General features: G+C 59.1%; 17 protein-coding genes. 12 read left to right on the forward strand and 5 right to left on the reverse strand.

Annotated elements, in window-relative coordinates; translation table 11 throughout:
- Positions 1–55 precede the first annotated feature (55 nt).
- The 9 genes from KGA82_RS26455 to KGA82_RS26495 all read left to right on the forward strand — a co-directional run bounded on the left by KGA82_RS26455 (position 56) and on the right by KGA82_RS26495 (position 11532).
- Entirely contained in the window at positions 56–370 is a 315-nt protein-coding gene (locus KGA82_RS26455; protein WP_008030332.1) for a YqjD family protein, read from the forward strand.
- A gap of 2 nt (positions 371–372) precedes the next feature.
- Positions 373–762 (forward strand): phage holin family protein, encoded by a 390-nt coding sequence (locus tag KGA82_RS26460; RefSeq protein ID WP_008044383.1) that lies wholly within the window; start codon positions 373–375, stop codon positions 760–762.
- Positions 759–1100: a hypothetical protein gene (locus KGA82_RS26465; protein WP_008044376.1), complete on the forward strand. Its 342-nt coding sequence runs from the start codon at positions 759–761 to the stop codon at positions 1098–1100. The genes KGA82_RS26460 and KGA82_RS26465 overlap by 4 nt, the downstream gene beginning before the upstream one ends.
- Before the next feature lie 124 nt (positions 1101–1224).
- A complete protein-coding gene (locus tag KGA82_RS26470) occupies positions 1225–2388 on the forward strand; it encodes an EAL domain-containing protein (RefSeq protein WP_223453121.1) in 1164 nt (387 codons plus the stop codon).
- Between the two features lie 69 nt (positions 2389–2457).
- The gene (locus KGA82_RS26475) at positions 2458–3786 is read left to right on the forward strand and encodes a deoxyguanosinetriphosphate triphosphohydrolase (protein WP_223453122.1); all 1329 of its coding nucleotides are present in this window, start codon (positions 2458–2460) and stop codon (positions 3784–3786) included.
- A gap of 175 nt (positions 3787–3961) precedes the next feature.
- Positions 3962–4354 carry a response regulator gene (locus tag KGA82_RS26480; RefSeq protein ID WP_223453123.1) on the forward strand — a complete coding sequence of 131 codons (393 nt, stop codon included), beginning with the start codon at positions 3962–3964 and terminating at the stop codon, positions 4352–4354.
- 250 nt (positions 4355–4604) lie between these two features.
- On the forward strand, positions 4605–5231 hold the full coding sequence (locus KGA82_RS26485; protein WP_008030344.1) for a response regulator transcription factor: 627 nt from the start codon (positions 4605–4607) through the stop codon (positions 5229–5231).
- 8 nt (positions 5232–5239) lie between these two features.
- Positions 5240–8539: a transporter substrate-binding domain-containing protein gene (locus KGA82_RS26490; protein WP_223453124.1), complete on the forward strand. Its 3300-nt coding sequence runs from the start codon at positions 5240–5242 to the stop codon at positions 8537–8539.
- A gap of 50 nt (positions 8540–8589) precedes the next feature.
- On the forward strand, positions 8590–11532 hold the full coding sequence (locus KGA82_RS26495) for an HD domain-containing phosphohydrolase (protein ID WP_223453125.1): 2943 nt from the start codon (positions 8590–8592) through the stop codon (positions 11530–11532).
- Here KGA82_RS26495 and KGA82_RS26500 read toward each other — a convergent pair whose 3' ends face one another.
- Positions 11533–12015, reverse strand: a complete 483-nt coding sequence (locus tag KGA82_RS26500; RefSeq protein WP_008030351.1) for a GAF domain-containing protein — start codon at positions 12013–12015, stop codon at positions 11533–11535.
- Entirely contained in the window at positions 12012–12902 is an 891-nt protein-coding gene (locus tag KGA82_RS26505) for an ATP-binding protein (RefSeq protein WP_008030353.1), read from the reverse strand. The genes KGA82_RS26500 and KGA82_RS26505 overlap by 4 nt, the downstream gene beginning before the upstream one ends.
- A gap of 165 nt (positions 12903–13067) precedes the next feature.
- Here KGA82_RS26505 and KGA82_RS26510 point away from each other — a divergent pair, with 165 nt between their 5' ends.
- Positions 13068–15389 carry a response regulator gene (locus KGA82_RS26510; protein ID WP_317851275.1) on the forward strand — a complete coding sequence of 774 codons (2322 nt, stop codon included), beginning with the start codon at positions 13068–13070 and terminating at the stop codon, positions 15387–15389.
- On the opposite strand, the gene KGA82_RS26515 is transcribed toward KGA82_RS26510, so the two are convergent.
- The 3 genes from KGA82_RS26515 to msrB form a co-directional block, all read right to left on the reverse strand.
- On the reverse strand, positions 15373–15834 hold the full coding sequence (locus tag KGA82_RS26515) for a MarR family winged helix-turn-helix transcriptional regulator (RefSeq protein ID WP_008030355.1): 462 nt from the start codon (positions 15832–15834) through the stop codon (positions 15373–15375). The genes KGA82_RS26510 and KGA82_RS26515 overlap by 17 nt on opposite strands.
- Positions 15831–16316, reverse strand: coding sequence for a glutathione peroxidase (locus KGA82_RS26520; RefSeq protein ID WP_008030357.1), 486 nt, complete (start codon positions 16314–16316; stop codon positions 15831–15833). The genes KGA82_RS26515 and KGA82_RS26520 overlap by 4 nt, the downstream gene beginning before the upstream one ends.
- Before the next feature lie 189 nt (positions 16317–16505).
- Complete coding sequence (gene msrB, locus KGA82_RS26525; protein WP_223453127.1) at positions 16506–16901, reverse strand: peptide-methionine (R)-S-oxide reductase MsrB; 396 nt, start codon at positions 16899–16901, stop codon at positions 16506–16508.
- 226 nt (positions 16902–17127) lie between these two features.
- On the opposite strand from msrB, the gene KGA82_RS26530 reads away from it, so the two are divergent.
- Positions 17128–18339, forward strand: a complete 1212-nt coding sequence (locus KGA82_RS26530; protein WP_008030363.1) for a pyridoxal phosphate-dependent aminotransferase — start codon at positions 17128–17130, stop codon at positions 18337–18339.
- A gap of 318 nt (positions 18340–18657) precedes the next feature.
- Positions 18658–19545 carry a protease HtpX gene (gene htpX, locus KGA82_RS26535; protein ID WP_008030365.1) on the forward strand — a complete coding sequence of 296 codons (888 nt, stop codon included), beginning with the start codon at positions 18658–18660 and terminating at the stop codon, positions 19543–19545.
- The last annotated feature ends 47 nt before the right edge of the window (positions 19546–19592 follow it).

Here is a 19592-nt window from a genome sequence, read left to right on the forward strand (position 1 = left end):
CCTTCACGCAAGGCTCATACTCGAACGCAACAGAAGCCACTTACGGAGATCACCAATGGCCAGCATCAAGGCAAAGACTGCTCAAGAAATCCTGATGAACGACTTTCAGACCCTGGTCAGCGACACCGAGCGGTTGCTGGAGCACACCGCCACATTGGCCGGTGATCAGGCGGATGAGTTGCGCGAACAGATCCACGACAGCCTGCTGCGTGCACGCGAAACCTTGAAACTGACTGAAGACTCCCTGCGCGAACGCGGCAAGGCCGCCGTCACCGCCACTGAAGACTATGTTCAGGCCAACCCATGGCAATCGGTCGGGATCGCGGCCGGCGTGGGTTTCCTGATCGGTCTGCTGGCAACACGGCGCTGATTATGACGATCGGTGAATCCGGCTCGTCCGCGACGGGCCCAAGCTCCTCATCGCGGCGCCTGGGTGCCGCTTTCCTTGGACTGCTGCACAGCCATGTCGAACTGTTCGGCATCGAATTGCAGGAACAAAAAGCCCGCACCGTCAGCCTGTTGCTGTTCGCAGGCCTGGCGCTGGTGTTTGCCTTGCTGTTGCTGGTGGGGTTGTCGACGCTGGTGTTGATCCTGTTTTGGGACACCTATCGCCTGCCCGCCATCATCGGGCTCTGCGTGTTCTACACCCTCGCGGCCATCTTCTGCGCGATGCGCTTGAGAGCAGCGATTTTCGATGAATCCTCGCCCTTCAATGGCACCCTGGAAGAACTGGCCAACGATCGGGAGCGCCTGCTGCCATGAGCCTGCCTGAACTGCCTCACAACAGCTCGCGCACGGAAATGCGCAAGGCGCTGATCCGTCTGCGCATGGAGATGCATCGCCAGGAAATCCGTCACGAATCCGCGCAACTGCTGCAACCCTTGCAACGTGTGCGCGGGATGACACAAAACCTGCAAGACGGCTTCGGCATCAAGCACGCCCCGCTCTGGGGCGTAGCGGCCGTGACCCTGCTGGGCTTTTTGACCGGCAAGGGCGCCAAGAGCGGTGGCGTCAGCAGCCTGACTCGACTGGTTCGGCTAGGCACCACGCTGGGGCCGCTGATCAAGCTGATCCTGCAAGGCAACTCGCCCAAACACTGAAGCCACTAGCTGGCTGCATTCTTGCAACATCACCGGGATGAACCTCTTTATCGAGGGGTTCAAACCTGCGCGCCTACCCGACACCAGGTTTAATCCAAAAACAAGACCTTACTAAGGAGGCCTCGTGATCGACGGGCAACCGCTCGCCTGCTTTCAGCCGTTCATCGATACCGCCACCGGCCGTATCGCCGGCGTCGAAGCACTGGGCCGACTGCGTCAGGCCGACGGTCAATTGGCCTCGGTGGGTCCACTGTTCGCCGACCCGAGAACACCCGCTATCGCTCTGCGTCGCCTGGACCGCCAGATCCGCGATAACGCCCTGAGCCGTTTGCATGAAGCGCCCCCGGAGTGGTTTCTCAGCCTGAACATGTCACCGCGCTGGATCAGTCGCTTGCGCGCGGACCAGGCACTGCCGAGCCTCAAGCAATTGAGCCGGCACGGCGTCGACCCGCAGCGAATCGTGTTCGAGATCACTGAACTGGGCGGTGACATCCAGCGTCTGGCCGACGTGGTGGCGCGATACCGACACGCCGGCGCGCGAATCGCCATCGATGATTTCGGTGCCGGTTACTCACAGCTTGATCGCGTGCTGGCCCTGCAACCGGACATTCTCAAGCTCGACATGCGACTGTTCCAGGCCGCGGCGTTGGGCGGCCCCAGCAGCGACGTGGTCAAGGCCCTGGCGCAAATGGCGGAGAAAACCGGGTGCTGGATCATTGCCGAAGGGGTGGAAACCGAGGCTCAACTGAATTTTGCCCTGGAGTGCGGATCGCGTTATGTGCAGGGTTTTCTGTTTGCCCGCGCGCAAGCAGACTTCTTCGCCACCGACGCCTTCGTCGAGCGCTTCGCCCAGCTGCGTCAGCGCTATGTACAGCAGAAACTGGCTGAGCGCGGTCGCCTGATGATCATGCGCCAGCAACTTTGCGAGCTGATGGCGATTCTGCAAGCCTGGGCCCAGACCAGCGCACCGCTCAGCGCATTGCCACAATTGGACGCCTTTCCCTGGCTCTTGCGTTTCTATCAATGCGACCGCCACGGCACCCAACTGACACCCAACCTCGAATGGCGCAACAGCGGCTGGGAAGCCGACGATCGCTACCTGGGCCATAACTGGTCATGGCGTCCGTACTTTTATCATTTGCTGGCGGAGGGTTGGGATGAGCGCCGACTGACGCTTTCCAACACTTACCGCGACGCCACCAGCAACCAGTACTGCCTCACCGCCGGGCAATTTTTCGCCAACGGCGAGCGACTGCTGCTCATCGACATCGACGCTGCGGGGCTGTAGTTCCGCTTGCAGGTCCTGACGCGAACCGGGAAGCTTAAGGCATCAGTCACCTGACGGAGAGAATCAGCCTTGGATTGGCAAACCCTGCTTACCCGCGAACGCCTCGGAAAGCCGCTGCACAGCCCGGAAGAACTCGGCCGCAGCCCTTTCCACAAAGACCACGACCGCATCATTTTCTCGGGAGCGTTTCGCCGCCTCGGACGCAAGACCCAGGTGCATCCGGTCACCAGCAACGATCACATCCACACACGCCTGACCCATTCTCTGGAAGTCAGTTGCGTCGGCCGCTCGCTGGGCATGCGTGTCGGTGAAACCATCCGCAGCGCCCTGCCCGACTGGTGCGAACCCAGTGACCTGGGCATGGTGGTGCAATCCGCTTGCCTGGCCCACGACATCGGCAACCCGCCCTTCGGCCACTCCGGCGAAGACGCGATCCGTCACTGGTTCCAACAGGCTGCCGGCCGCGGCTGGCTGGATGCAATGAGCGAAGCCGAACGCAATGACTTCCTCAACTTCGAAGGCAACGCCCAGGGTTTCCGGGTGCTCACGCAGCTTGAGTACCATCAGTTCGATGGCGGTACCCGGCTGACCTACGCCACGCTGGGCACTTACCTGAAATACCCATGGACGGCCATGCACGCCGATTCGCTGGGTTACAAGAAGCACAAATTCGGCTGCTATCAAAGTGAGCTGCCGCTGCTGGAGCAGATCGCCCATAAACTCGGCCTGCCGCAACTCGAAGAGCAGCGCTGGGCCCGCCATCCGCTGGTCTATCTGATGGAGGCCGCCGATGACATCTGCTACGCGCTGATCGATCTGGAAGACGGTCTGGAAATGGAGTTGCTGGAGTACGCCGAAGTCGAGTCCCTGTTGCTGGACCTGGTCGGCGACGATCTGCCGGAAACCTATCGCCTGCTCGGCCCGCGTGATTCGCGCCGACGCAAACTGGCGATCCTGCGCGGCAAAGCCATCGAACACCTGACCAACGCCGCCGCCCGCGCTTTTGTCGAGCAACAGGATGCATTGCTGGCCGGTACACTGCCCGGTGATCTGGTGGAGCACATGCACGGTCCGGCCAAGCGTTGCGTACTGAATGCCAAGGACATGGCGCGCAAGAAAATCTTTCAGGACAAGCGCAAGACCCTGCACGAAATCGGTGCCTATACCACGCTGGAAATCCTGCTCAACGCCTTCTGCGGCGCAGCCCTGGAACAGCACAACGGGCGGGCGCCTTCGTTCAAGAGCCGTCGCATCCTCGATTTGCTGGGTAACAACGCGCCAGACCCTCACGGGCCATTGCACACGTCGTTCCTGCGCATGATTGACTTCATCGCCGGCATGACCGACAGCTATGCCAGCGAAATGGCCCTGGAGATGACCGGTCGTTCGAGCCACTGACGAGAGCAGGTTGATCAGCCATTACGCCGCCTGAAATGGCTGATCAGCCTCCCAACGCCCAAGTGCACTCAACGCTCGCTGAATCGCCCTACACCTCACGTCGAGCAAGCTGATCGATAACTCGGAATACTCGCGAAATAATCACGCGTCCCAGAGACGAAGCGTGAGTAACTCCATGTTCAAAGACGACCTGCGCATCCTGCTGGTGGAAGATCATCCCTTTCAACTCAGGGCAACTCAGTACCTGCTTGAAAGTTACGGCTTCACTCAAGTGACCACCACCGACAGTGCCAAAGGCGCGTTGCAGCAAATGCTCAGGGCTGTGCAACCGTTCGATATTCTATTGTGCGATCAATGTTTGCCCGACCTTCCCGGACTTGATCTTGTCCGGTTCGCCAGTCAGCGAGGAATGATCAGGCAGGCCATACTGTTAAGCAGTCTGAGTTGTACAGAACTTGATGACATTGAGAAAACAGCCCACGAGCACGGGCTACCCTTACTTGGTTATTTGATCAAACCCTTGAAACAATCCGAATTCAGAAACTTATTGACCTTGGCCTCATTATAAAAACAGCACAAGTGCGATAACTGCTTATCCATTCACAACTTGAAAACAACAAATAAAAACTCCCAACAGACTGACTGATCACACGCAACTTCCAGCCATCTTCATTAAAAACCTAGTTGATTCGTAGCCCCTTTCCTATTCGTTTGTAGGATTTTTCCTATATTGCTGCTTGTGGTCCGTCAGTTCATGCGTCCCCTCAACTATCTGAGCTAAGGTGCGCGCTTTATTAGAGCTCGTATGGGACTTGATTATGAACTCCGTTTTTATTGTCGACGATCACCCCGTCATCCGTCTTGCCGTCCGAATGTTGCTGGAGCACGAAGGCTACAAAGTCGTCGGCGAAACCGACAATGGGGTCGATGCCATGCAGATGGTTCGCGAATGCATGCCCGACCTGGTCATTCTCGATATCAGCATTCCGAAACTGGATGGCCTCGAAGTTCTCGCCCGCTTCAACGCGATGAGTACCCCCCTGAAAACACTGGTATTAACTGCACAGTGCCCGACACTTTTCGGTATTCGCTGCATGCAGTCCGGTGCTTCAGGTTATGTATGTAAACAGGAGGACCTGAGTGAACTGGTGAGTGCTATCAAAGCAGTATTGTCCGGTTACAACTACTTCCCGAGCCAGGCCCTGAATCCTGTTCGCGGCGATGAGGTGCGCTGTGCAGAACTGGAACTGTTCAAGTCAGTCAACGACCGAGAGCTGATGGTGTTGCAACTTTTTGCCCAGGGCCGCACCAACAAGGAAATTGCCAAAGGCATGTTTCTCAGCAACAAGACTGTGAGCACCTACAAAAAAAGACTCATGCAAAAACTCAGAGCCAAATCCCTGGTTGAACTCATCGAGATGGCAAAACGTAACGCATTGGTGTGAGACACAGGATGCCCAGTCGCATAAAGGATTATCTGCTACTCATGGCCGCCGTATGCCTGACCTCTTCGGTGCTTGCCGCACAGCCAGCCAGCGAGCACTACAACCTGCTCAGTCGCTCAACGGCCGGACACCTGGACGTCCAACTGGATCAAGCACAACAACAATGGATCAGCGGTAAACGGCAACTGATTCTCGGCACGTCAGCGCCGGACTACCCACCTTTCGACCTGACCGTCAGCGGCCAGGATTACGAAGGTTTCACCGCCGATTACGCGGGCCTCCTCGGCAAGGCCATCGGTTTGCCGATCAAGGTGCAGCGCTTCGCGTCCCGAGGGGCTGCGATCAAGGCGCTCGAAAAAGGCGAGGTCGATCTGCTCGGCACCGCCAATGGCTTCGAGGCTCACAACGCCGATATCGTGCTTTCAACCCCCTACGCCGTGGACCAGCCGGTTCTGGTGACACGGGAAGGAGAAACCCGATCCCTGACCGACGGCCTCGCCGGTCTGCGGCTGAGCATGGTGTATCACTATTTGCCGCTGGAGGAAGTCCGGGCCCTGTATCCCAAAGCCATCATCACGTCTTATCCGTCCTACCAGAATGCAATCAATGCCGTGGCTTTCGACCAGGCTGACGTCTTCCTCGGCGACACCATCTCGACCCACTACATGATCAACAAGGGTTACCTGAACAATATCCGCATGGCCAACTTCGGCAAACACGAGGCCCACGGATTCAGTTTTGCCGTGCATAAAGACAACCCGGAACTGCTCGCAATCATCAACGCGATGCTCATGGCCATCCCCGCCAGCGAGCGGGAAAACATTGCCGAACGCTGGAGTGCCGGCAGCGACATTCTGCTCACCGACCAGAAACTGCAGCTCACCCACCTCGAAGAACGCTGGCTCGCGCAACATCCGGTGGTGCGCGTGGTGGTCAATGAAGCCTATGCACCGCTGACGTTTTTCGACAGCGATGGCAACTTTCGCGGCGTTACCGCAGACCTGCTTGAACTGATCAGATTGCGTACCGGCCTGCGCTTCGATATCCGACGCAGCCGAAGCGATGACGAGATGATCAAACAGATCAAAGATCATCAGGCCGACGTGATCGCCGCCCTGCTCCCCAGCGATGAACGTGAAACGATCCTGAACTTCACCCGTCCCTATCTGCAAAACTCCTTTGTGTTGCTGACGCGCAAAGCCGCCGACAGCCCGACCAACCTTGAGCAACTGCAAGGCAAGCGCCTGACCATCGCCCAAGGCAATCCACTGGTGGATTACCTGCGTCGGGAGTTCCCGCGAATCAAGCTGATAGAGACGCCAGACACGTTCAGCGCGGTTGAGTTGCTCGCCGAAGGCAAAGCGGAAGGTGCGGTGAACTCACTGGTGATCGCCAACTACTTCATGTCATCGCGTCTCTTTGAACACACGCTTCAGATCAGCACCACCATCGGCACCCGCCAGGCCGCGTTCTCGCTGGCGACCGGGCAAGACGCCAAAGAACTCAACGCCATCCTCAACAAGGCGCTGCTGAGCATCGCGCCGGAAGAGCTCGGCATCATCAACAGCCGCTGGCGTGGCTATTCGGCTTCATCGCAAAGTACCTGGCGCAACTACCAGCGATTGTTCTATCAGATCGTTATCGGTGCCGGCGTGCTGCTACTGATTTCCGCGGCGTGGAACGCTTACATGCGTCGTCAGATCAAACAACGTCAAGCGGCTGAGCGTGCCTTGAACGATCAATTGCTTGAACGGCGACAGCTGTTCGACGAGTTGCGTTGTGCGAAAGATCGCGCCGATGAAGCCAACCGGGCTAAAAGCACGTTCCTGGCGACCATGAGCCATGAGATCCGCACCCCGATGAATGCCGTCATCGGTATGCTCGAACTGACGCTGAGGCGGATCGATCGCAACCACCCGGACCGTCCGGCCATCGACGTGGCGTACAACTCGGCGAAGGACCTGCTGGCACTGATCGGGGACATTCTCGACATCGCCCGCATCGAATCCGGGCGCTTGAGCCTGAGCCCGCAACACGTCAATCCGCTTGAAATCATCGGCTCGGTTGCAAGGATCTTCGATGGGCTGGCCCGCCAGAAAAACCTCGATCTGCGACTTGAGTTCAACCCGGCCAACCCGCCCGTCGGTGTCCTGCTGGACCCAATGCGTTTCAAGCAGGTGCTGTCGAATCTGGTCAGCAACGCCATTAAATTCACCGAGCAAGGCGAGGTCAGAATCACTGTTGAGTTGCTCCCGGGCACCGAGCCCGGGCACATCCGAATGCTGTTGCTGGTTGAGGACAGCGGCATCGGTATCAGCGAACAGGATCAGCAACGGCTGTTCGAACCTTTCGCCCAGGCCAATGACCACGGACAGGCCGGCAGAGGCGGCGCCGGGTTGGGTCTGGTGATCAGCCGAAGCCTGTGCGAAATGATGGGCGGCAGCCTGCTTTTGAACAGCCAGCCGGGGGTAGGTACGCAGGTTCAGGTTTCGCTGCACCTGGCCACAGTGCCCGTCGAACAGGTGCCGAAAGCTGCCGAAGTGCCCATCCACACCACGACGCCCTTGAACGTTCTGGTGGTCGACGATCACCCGGCCAATCGCTTGCTGATGTGTCAGCAACTGGAGTTTTTGGGGCATCGATTCAGCGTCGCAGAGGACGGCGAAGCTGGACTGGAAGCGTGGAAAAACGGGCTGTTCGACCTGGTGATTGTCGATTCCAACATGCCGATCATGAACGGATACGAGCTGACCCGCGCCATTCGCCGTCATGAACAGGATTCGAAACGACCGCCCTGCACCGTGCTCGGCTTCACCGCCAACGCACAGCCTGAAGAGTTACTGCGCTGCAAACAAGCCGGGATGGACGACTGCCTGTTCAAGCCACTGACGCTGACCGCGTTGAGCGAATGGGTGGCCGACATCAAACCGCCCGTTCGCGATCCAGCCTTCAGCCTGCAAGGGCTGCACCTGTTGACCGGTGGCAATCCAGTGATGGACAGGCGATTGTTGACCGAACTGCAGAGCAGTAACCGCCAGGACCTGCTAGCGCTGCGGGCATTATCCCGGTCAAAAGACCCGCGGACTTTTCTCGACATCGCCCACAAAATCAAGGGCGCCGCGCGCATTGTCCAGGCCACCCGTTTGATGGACAGCTGCGAGGCGCTTGAGCAGGTCTGCCATGGCGTCTTCCATCAAGAAGAAGTGGCGCAATGCTGCAAAGCCATGGAGCGCGCCATGCTTGAACTGGAACAGGCATTGCAGCAACAAATTGGGCAAAACGACAAAAGCAGAATGACGGAGCCTTAACTATGCTTGGGCGCTGAGCAGTGTGTTAAACATCATGGAGAGACCCCGCAATGACCAGCCCACTGCGCCCGGATCAACGACGGTTTCCCCTGCACGTCCATATCAGCGTGATGTTCACCTTCCTGTTGTTGCTGACTGGCGTGGTGCTGGGCATTTTCAACTATGGGCAAACCACGCAAATCATTCTGTCCAGCAGTGAGAAGCTCTTCGAGCGCATCGAGCAGGATGTCCGCCTGGACCTGCACGCCACCTATGGGCCCATTCGCCATCTGTTGAGCCTGTTGGTGTTCAACCCGGCGGCGCAGGCGCCTGACCTGGAACAGCGCCTGGCATTGCTCAAACCCTTCAGCCAGTCGCTCAAGGACAATCCTGACCTGGCCTCGCTGTATCTGGGTTACGAAAACGGTGATTTCTTCATGGTTCGCCCCTTGCGAACCGCCGCCCTGAAAGCGCTGCTCAAGGCCCCGGACAAAGCGGTTTATCAAGTCTGGAGCATCGAGCAGAACCGCGGCCCGGTGCATTCCCAGTCATTGTTTTTCGATCAGGACCTGAACCTCCTCAGCCGTCACGACAACCCCGACGACACCTACGATCCGCGCACCCGCGCCTGGTACTCCAGCGCTCGCGGCGACAGCGATCAGATCACCACCGAGCCCTACCTCTTTTTCTCCACCCGCAATGTCGGCACCACCCTCGCCCGGCGCAGCGGCGAGCACGCCATCATGGGCGCCGACCTGACCCTGGCGGAACTGTCCGCGACGCTGGCCAAGCACGTTGTAACCCCCAATACCGAAATCGTGCTGTTCGATGCCCAGGGCAATGCCATCGCATACCCCGACAGCAACAAACTGATCGTCGACGATCAGACCGCACGCTTGAGCAAGGCTGCCGACCTGAGTCCCGGCCTCGGCGCATTGCTGAACAACCCGCCAACAGGCAATCGGCTGAGGGCCGCCGGCCGGCAGTGGATCGTTGCCCGCAGCAGCATGCAGGAAGGTGGTCCGCAGGGGCTGCAACTGGCGCTGCTGGTACCGGAAGACGAATTGCTCGCCGATGCCTACCGCATGCGTTGGCAGGGCGCGCTGATTACGCTGGCCACGTTGCTTTTGTGCCTGCCCTTGGGCTGGTTGACCTCCAGAGTTCTGGTCAACCCCCTGCGTGCTCTGGTGCAGGAAGCCGATGCGATTCGCAGTTTCAATTTCAAATTTCCGGCCTCCCGTCGCTCTCCGGTACTCGAAGTCGACCAACTGAGCGTGTCGATGGCGCGCATGAAAGACACCCTGGCGAGTTTTTTCCGGATCACCGACAGCCTGAGCGCCGAGACCCGGTTTGCCCCCTTGCTGGAAAGGGTGTTGTTCGAAACCGTGAAAATCGGACAGGCCCAGGCGGGCCTGATCTATCTGCGGGAAAATGACGGCGATCGCATGACACCTCACGGTCTGGTCATCAACGACATTTCACAGGCATTGCCCTCATTCGACATTCGCAGCCATGAACTCCAGGACCCACAGAGCCCTGCCTGGCTACAGCAGCTGTCGCATGCCGACAACGTGGTCACCACTCTCGGTTTCGAACAAGTGGGGGATTTGCAGAAAGTGTTGCTGGCGATGGAATGCCCGCGGGTGCATCTGATCGGTATCCGCCTGCACAATCGCCATAACGAAACCGTGGGCCTGCTGGTCCTGTTGCTGGCGGACAGCGGCGATCAAAGTGATCTGGAAAAGCTTCGTCCGGACCGTATCGCGTTCCTTCAGGCTGTGTCCGGCGCGGCCGCCGTGAGTATCGAAAGTCAGCGCCTGCAAGCCAAACAAAAACAGCTGCTGGACGCGTTCATTCAACTGCTGGCCGGTGCCATCGACGCGAAAAGCCCTTACACCGGCGGCCATTGTCAGCGAGTGCCGGCGCTGACGTTGATGCTCGCCCAGGCTGCCGCGGCGAGTCAGGACCCGGCCTTCAGCAGTTATCAACCGACCGAGGACGAGTGGGAGGCGCTGCACATCGCCGCTTGGCTACATGATTGCGGCAAGGTCACCACACCTGAGTACGTGGTCGATAAAGCCACCAAGCTGGAAACACTGAACGACCGCATCCACGAAATCCGCACCCGCTTCGAAGTGCTCAAGCGCGATGCCTGGATCAGCTACTGGCAAGCCATTGCTCAGGGCGGTGACGAGCAGCACCTGGCGGAACTGCGCGATACCACTCTGGCGGCGCTGGACGATGATTTCGCGTTTGTTGCCCGCTGCAATCTGGGCGGCGAGGCGATGGCCGAGTCCGATTTGCAACGCCTGCGCAACCTGGCCCAGCGCACCTGGACCCGAACCCTTGATGACCGGCTGGGCGTTTCCTGGGAAGAGAACCGGCGTCAGGCGCGAACATCGGCGCCGACCCTGCCGGTCAGCGAGCCGCTGCTGGCGGACAAACCGGAGCACCTGTTCGAACGCGCCGAAGGCGAGCTGATGCCGGAAGACAATCCCTGGGGGTTCAAACTCGATGTGCCCCGCTACAAGTACAACCGGGGCGAACTCTACAACCTGAGCGTTGCCCGAGGCACGTTGACGCGCGAGGAGCGTTACATCATCAATCACCACATGGTGCAGACGATCCTGATGCTCAGCCACCTGCCCTTCCCCGGCCACCTCAACAACGTCGCGGAAATCGCCGGCGGCCACCACGAAAAAATGGACGGCACCGGTTATCCAAAACAATTGAAGCGCGAGGAAATGAGCCTGCCGGCGCGGATGATGGCGATTGCCGATATTTTCGAAGCGCTGACCGCCGCCGATCGTCCCTACAAGAAAGCCAAGCCGTTGAGCGAAGCACTGGGCATCATGGCCACCATGTGCCGTGACGCCCACATCGACCCGGAGCTGTTCAGGCTGTTCATCAACGCCGAAATCTACCGGCAATACGCCGAGCGATTTCTCGATCCGCAACAGATCGATGCCGTAGACCCGCCAGGCCTGCTGGCCAAGGCAGGCTTGAGGGCGTGATCAGCAGTCGGTCAGGCGCAGGAAGATGGCCGCCAGCTTTTCAATCCCGGCTTGATCATGTTCGGTGAAGCGCGCCAGTTTCGGGCTGTCGAGGTCCAGCACGCCGATCAGGCGGCCGTCCTTGACCAGCGGCACGACCAGTTCGCTGTTCGACGCGCTGTCGCAGGCGATGTGCCCGGGAAAGGCGTGCACGTCTTCGACCAACTGAGTCTGCAACGTCGCCGCCGCCGTCCCGCACACGCCACGACCGAACGGGATGCGCACGCAGGCGATCTGCCCCTGGAACGGCCCCAGCACCAGCTCTTCATTGCGATTTAGGTAGAAACCGGCCCAGTTCAAGTCATCGAGCTGGTTGTACAGGAACGCGGAAAACTGTGCGGCGTTGGCGATGAAATCACGCTCGTCCGCCAGCAAGGATTCCAGCTGCGCGTGCAGCATGCCGTAGCCTTCGAGGCCTTGGCCGCTTTGTTGTAAATCGATCATGCCTTGTGCTCCAACAGCTTGAGCCCGACCCAATAGCGGGCAAATTGATAGGCGCAACGTCCGTTGCGATTGCCTCGGCCGGTGGCCCAACGCACAGCGAGGATGTCCAGTTCTTCGTCACGCTGCCACTTCAGGCCGGCCTTGTCGGCCAGTTGACCGATCCAGTGCTCGACCACATTAAGGAAGTGTTCCTGCGTGAACGGATAGAACGACAACCACAGGCCGAAACGGTCCGACAGCGCGATCTTGTCTTCCACGGCCTCGCTGGGGTGCAATTCGCCGTCGACCCTTTTCCAGTTTTCGTTATCGCTTTCCTTTTCCGGCACCAGGTGGCGACGGTTGGAAGTGGCGTACAGCAAAACGTTGTCCGGCGCCTGTTCGAGAGAACCGTCGAGCACGCTCTTGAGCACGCGATAGTCGCCCTCGCCCGCTTCGAACGACAGGTCATCGCAGAACAGCACGAAACGTTGGGGCAGTTTGGCGATTTGCTCGACCACACGCGGCAAGTCGGCCAAGTGATCACGTTCGATCTCGATCAGTCGCAGACCGGTCTTGGCGTGTTCGGCCAGCAGCGCGCGCACCAGCGACGATTTACCGGTGCCACGCGAGCCCCAGAGCAACGCGTGGTTGGCCGGCATGCCGTCGAGGAATTGTTGAGTGTTTCGGCCCAGTTGCTCTACTTGGCGGTCAACACCGATCAGGTCGGACAACCGCGTATCGAGGCTGACCTGCAGCGGCAGCAGAAAACCGCTGCGCCCTTCCCGCTGCCAGCGTGCGGCCAGGCAATGCGTCCAGTCGATGGCTTGCCGAGGTGCGGGCAAGAGCGGTTCGATACGGGCCAGAACGGCATCGGCGCGTTCAAGAAAAGCATTCAATCGGGAATCCACGTCTTCTCCTCGGGCACGTTCACAGTAATGATGGCGCTACAGCGACGAAATACAGCATTCACAGACGTGTTCATCCCGTGCACAAGGGCTCGCGAGAACATCGGTATCCATGCATGATCGACTATGCTTGAGCAGCGAAGGGAAACGGAAGTGGTTCGACACCCCATGGATATCAAGTTCACCAACCGGCTGTCCTACAAGCAAGCCCGGCTTACCGTGCTGGTCGGTTTCATTCTGGGTACGCTGCTCAGCCTGCTGCAAATAGGCATCGATTATGCCAGTGAAGACGCCTCCATCAACCGTGAAATAGTGTCTTTGCTGGAAATCAGCCATAACCCCGCTTCGCGCATTGCCTACAACATCGACGCCGAACTCGCCCAGGAACTGACCCTGGGCCTGCTGCGTTCACCGGCGATCATCGCTGCGCAACTCACCGACAACAACGGCTCGGTACTGGCCAGCGTCAAGCGCCCGCCATCGCAGAGCAGCTATCGGGTGATCAGCGACTTCCTGTTCGGTGCCAACCGGGCGTTCGAAGACCGGCTGTATCTGGATCACTTGCCCAACGAATCCCTCGGCACCTTGCGCCTGGAAGTCGACACCTATTCTTTCGGCAACCGCTTCCTGCGTCGGGCCGAAGTGACCCTGCTCAATGGCTTTGCCCGCAGCCTGATCCTGACCGGCATCCTGCTGGCGCTGTTCTATGTGATGCTGACTAAACCGCTGGTGCGGGTTATCCGCGAACTCAGCAGCCGCGATCCGCGCAGTGTCGAACCGACCTGGCTGGAGTACCCGAGCGGGCATAAAAACGATGAGATCGGCGTGCTGGTCAAGGTTGCCAACCAGCAATTCGAGAACATTGCCACTGAAATCCAGCAGCGGCGCAACGCTGAAAACCGTTTGACCGATTACCTCGGGCAACTGGAAAACATCGTGTCGGCGCGCACCGCCGAACTCAAGGCGATCAACAGCCGGCTCAGCCAGTCCAACCAGGAACTGGAAGTCGCGCGCAGCACCGCCCTGGACATGGCCGAGGCACGCTCGGTATTTCTCGCCAACATGAGCCACGAGATCCGTACGCCCCTCAATGGCTTGCTGGGGATGATCGCGCTGTCCCTCGACGGCCCGCTCAATGCCGAGCAACAGCAACAACTGTCTATCGCCCATGACTCGGGCAAAGTGCTGGTGGAGTTGCTCAACGATATTCTCGACCTGTCGAAATTCGACGCCGGTCAGCTTGAACTCGAACACATTCCGTTCGACCTCGGTTCGCTGATCGAGGACACCGCCAACCTGCTGTCGCAAAACGCGGCGCCAAGCGTCGAACTGACGTGCCTGATCGAACCGACATTCCCGGCGCTGGTGCTCGGTGACCCGACCCGGGTCCGGCAGATCGTCAGCAACCTGTTGTCCAACGCCCTCAAATTCACCCGTTTCGGTCGGGTCGATGTGCGCCTGTCGACGTACGAAGACGGCGTCAGAATCGAAGTCTGCGACACTGGCATCGGCATCGCCCAGGACGCTCAGGTCAAGATTTTCCAGCCATTCACCCAGGCCGGCGCCGGCATTACCCGACAGTTTGGCGGCACCGGGCTTGGGCTGGCGCTGACTTACAACCTCTGCGAAGCCATGCAGGGGCGCCTCACCATCAGCTCGGAAGCCGGTTTCGGCAGCCAGTTCTGCGCCGACCTGCCGCTGCCGAGCCACACCCGCGCCTTCGCCCCGGCCACGCTGCACGGCAAGGTGATCGCGATCACCACCGCCAGCAGCGGCCTGGCGGAACTGTTGAAGAGTCTGTTGCCGGGTTGGGGGCTCGACTATCAGCAGCGTTCGATCGATGACGCGATGATTGATCTGAAGTCCGACGTGGTCATCACCGATTGCCCGGAATGCCTGTTTCGCCTGCGCCCCACCTGTACCGCACCGATTCTGCTGGTGACCGCTTACGGCAGTTTCATGCCCAGCGAACAGGCCAGCGCCCTGGCGCCATTACAACAACAGGCCCGGCCTCTGGCGCGCAATGCGCTGTACCAGACACTGCGGCGAGTGTTGCAGCCGGAAATCAACACCATCAACGATGCGCGACTGGAGGCGCTCACTCCCCAGCGGCGCGGACGGGTGCTGCTGGTGGAGGATAATCCGGTCAATCAATTGGTGGCCAAGGGCATGCTCGGAAAACTCGGCTGCGAGGTGATTGTCGCCGCCCACGGCGGCGAGGCCCTGGATCAGCTGGAGCAAAGCGAATTCGATCTGGTGCTGATGGACTGCAACATGCCGGTGATGGACGGCTACGAAGCCAGTCGGCAAATCCGTCGCAGCGGTCGCTGGCCGCAATTGCCCATCGTCGCCCTGACCGCCAACGCCATGTCCGAGGAACGCGAACGCTGCCGTGCGGCGGGCATGAGCGATTACCTGGCCAAACCTTTCCGCCGGGAAGAACTGGCCGCCCTGCTGGACCTGTGGATGCCCGCTACGACAGTGCTTTGATTTGTCCCAACAAGTGATCAAGGCCCTCGCGCAGATCATTCAAGCGATCCAGATCGACACCGCTGTCACACAACAGTCGGGCTTTGAGCGGCCCGACCTGATCGCGCAACGCCTTGCCCGTGGGCGACAGGCTCAGGTGCACTTCACGCTCATCCCGCGCTGAACGCTGTCGCTGCACCAGTTGCAGTTGTTCAAGTCGCTTGAGCAGCGGCGTCAACGTGCCGGAATCCAGCGCCAGGCGCTCGCCCAACGCCTTGACCGTCGGCTGCTCCGGCGCCGCCTCCTGCCATTCCCACAAAACCAGCATCGCCAGGTATTGCGGGTATGTCAGGCCGAGCTGATCGAGCATCGGCTTGTAAGCGCGGATCACCGCCCGGGAAGCGGCGTACAGCTTGAAGCAGAGCTGGCTGTCGAGCTTCAGGGAATCGACGGACAAGGTATTCATTTGAGCAGGGCTTCGATCTCGCGGCTGAGGTCTTGCGGCTTGGTCGCGGGAGCGAAGCGCTTGACCAGTTGGCCGTCCTTGCCGATCAGGAATTTGGTGAAGTTCCACTTGATGCCCTGAGAACCCAGAACACCCGGTGCGCGTTTTTTCAGTTGCACGAACAGCGGGTGGGCGTCGGCACCGTTAACGTCGATCTTTTTGAACAGCGGAAAGCTGACACCGAAGTTCAGTTCACAGAACTCGGAAATCGCGCCTTCATTGCCCGGCTCCTGCTTGCCGAATTGGTTGCACGGGAAACCGAGCACCACCAGACCTTGATCCTTGTAGGTCTGCCACAGTTCTTCCAGCCCTTTGTATTGCGGCGTGAAGCCGCATTTGCTCGCGGTGTTGACCACCAGCACGGCTTTGCCGGCGTAATCCGCCAGGGTCTTTTTCTCACCCTTGATGGTGGTGCAAGGGATGCTCAGCAGGTTGTCGCTCATGATTCGGACTCTCGAATGAAAGAAGACGAGGTAAACATAGCGAGCAATTGAATTGTGTGCAATTTAAATTATTGGGCGCCGGATATCTGTAGGAGCGAAGCTTGCTCGCGAAGGCGTCTTAACATTCAACACTGATGTTGACTGACCCGTCGCCTTCGCGAGCAAGCTTCGCTCCTACAAGGGCCCGCATTACGAACGCGGAACGAGATCCAGGCACACCGAGTTGATGCAATACCGCAGGCCGGTCGGCGGCGGACCATCCGGGAACACATGCCCCAGGTGCGCATCGCATTTGGCGCAGACCACTTCGGTACGGATCATGCCGTGACTGACATCACGGATTTCAGTCATGGCGCTGTCGCCGATCGGCGCATAGAAACTCGGCCAGCCGCAGCCGGAGTCAAATTTGGTTTTTGAGTCGAACAGCGGCTCATTGCAGCAGATGCAGTGGTAAACACCGTCGGTTTTGGTGCCGTTGTACTTGCCGGAAAACGGCCGTTCGGTGCCCTTGAGGCGACAAACGTTGTACTGCTCCGGATCGAGCATCGCCCGCCATTCTTCCAGGGTTTTTTCCAACTTTTCCATCATCACACCTCAGCAGCTGAAAAAGCCCGATCTGTACCTTTTCCACGGATCGGGCGGCACGTATGATTGCGCCTCGTCAAACGCCAGTCTGGCAGCCAGACCACGCGCATTCAAACGGATTTATGGGTGCTGCCTCTCAAGGCGCCAGGCCTGTGTGAATACGCAGGATTCCCAGTACGGTAGTTCATACACCGCCTGGATCGTTCATTTTCGGGAACACATCGCCATGCAGGTCAGCAAATCGAACAAGCTCGCCAACGTCTGCTACGACATTCGCGGCCCAGTGCTCAAGCACGCCAAACGCCTGGAAGAGGAAGGTCATCGCATCCTCAAGCTGAACATCGGCAACCCGGCGCCTTTTGGTTTCGAAGCGCCGGATGAAATCCTCCAGGACGTGATCCGCAACCTGCCGACCGCCCAGGGCTACAGCGATTCCAAAGGCCTGTTCAGTGCGCGTAAAGCCGTCATGCAGTACTACCAGCAGAAGCAGGTAGAAGGCGTCGGCATTGAAGACATTTACCTGGGCAACGGCGTTTCCGAGCTGATCGTGATGTCGATGCAAGCGCTGCTCAACAACGGCGACGAAGTGTTGGTGCCGGCCCCCGACTATCCGCTGTGGACCGCAGCCGTGAGCCTGTCGGGCGGCAACCCGGTGCACTACCTGTGCGACGAGCAGGCCAACTGGTGGCCGGACCTGGCCGACATCAAGGCCAAGATCACCCCCAATACCAAAGCGCTGGTGATCATCAACCCGAACAACCCGACCGGCGCGGTGTATTCGAAGGAAGTCCTGCTGGGCATGCTGGAACTGGCCCGTCAGCACAACCTGGTGGTGTTTTCCGACGAGATCTACGACAAGATCCTGTACGACGATGCCGTGCACATTTGCACCGCGTCTCTGGCCCCGGACCTGCTGTGCCTGACCTTCAACGGCCTGTCCAAGTCCTATCGCGTGGCCGGTTTCCGTTCTGGCTGGATTGCTATCTCCGGTCCGAAACATCACGCGCAAAGCTACATTGAAGGCATCGACATGCTGGCGAACATGCGCCTGTGTGCCAACGTGCCGAGTCAGCACGCGATCCAGACCGCCCTCGGGGGTTATCAGAGCATCAACGATCTGGTCCTGCCGCAAGGTCGCCTGCTGGAACAACGCAACCGTACCTGGGAATTGCTCAACGACATTCCCGGTGTGAGCTGCGTCAAGCCGATGGGCGCGCTGTATGCGTTCCCGCGCATCGACCCGAAAGTCTGCCCGATCCACAACGACGAAAAATTCGTGCTCGACCTGCTGCTGTCGGAAAAGCTGCTGGTGGTTCAAGGCACCGCTTTCAACTGGCCATGGCCGGACCACTTCCGCGTCGTGACCCTGCCGCGTGTCGACGACCTGGACATGGCCATCGGACGAATCGGCAACTTCCTCAAATCCTATCGCCAGTAATCGGACTGGCCGCGTGCGACTTTTCCACGAAAGTCGCACGAGGATTAATTCAGCAACATATCTTTAAGCCTCGCCGGGCATCCCCTCCGCAATCGCTGCCCGGTCGCAAGCTTCGTGACCGCGCCCAACAATCACGGGGCCCGCAACGCGAATCGGCTGACAAACACTTCCCCTGCCCACGTCGGAAATGCCCTGCAAGCGACTAGACTGTTGCTGTAGGACACAGTTTGAAATAGTCACCCGGTTGAATAGCCCGTTGCAGCACCTTATATACCCCGCAGTACGCTACATCTTTAGCAAAAGGAGATTTCTACAACCATGATGCGCATCCTGCTGTTTTTGGCCACTAACCTGGCGGTCGTGCTGATTGCCAGCATCACCCTGAGCCTTTTCGGCTTCAACGGGTTCATGGCGGCCAATGGGGTTGATCTCAACCTCAATCAGCTGCTGATTTTCTGTGCGGTCTTTGGTTTTGCCGGTTCCCTGTTCTCGCTGTTCATCTCCAAGTGGATGGCGAAGATGAGCACCAGCACCCAAATCATCACCCAGCCGCGCACACGTCACGAGCAATGGCTGCTGCAAACGGTCGAGCAACTGTCTCGCGAAGCCGGGATCAAGATGCCGGAAGTCGGGATTTTCCCGGCCTACGAGGCGAACGCGTTCGCCACTGGCTGGAACAAGAACGATGCACTGGTCGCGGTCAGCCAGGGCTTGCTCGAGCGATTCTCGCCGGATGAAGTGAAAGCCGTTCTGGCCCACGAAATCGGTCACGTGGCCAATGGTGACATGGTCACCCTGGCGCTGATCCAGGGCGTGGTGAACACCTTCGTCATGTTCTTCGCGCGGATCATCGGCAACTTTGTCGACAAGGTGATCTTCAAGAACGAAGAAGGCCAGGGCATCGCCTACTACATCGCGACCATCTTCGCCGAACTGGTCCTGGGCATTCTGGCCAGCTCCATCGTCATGTGGTTCTCGCGCAAACGCGAGTTCCGTGCCGACGAAGCCGGTGCACGCTTGGCGGGCACCAACGCGATGATTGGCGCACTGCAACGCCTGCGTGCGGAACAAGGGCTGCCGGTGCACATGCCGGACACCCTGAATGCTTTCGGCATCAACGGTGGCATCAAACAGGGGTTCGCCCGCATGTTCATGAGCCACCCGCCGCTGGAAGAGCGCATCGACGCGCTTCGTCGTCGGGGCTGATCAGGCTCGGCACTAAAAGAAAAGGCCCGCAGTGATGCGGGCCTTTT

This window comes from Pseudomonas sp. BF-RE-22 (assembly GCF_019956155.1).
GTDB lineage: Bacteria > Pseudomonadota > Gammaproteobacteria > Pseudomonadales > Pseudomonadaceae > Aquipseudomonas > Aquipseudomonas migulae.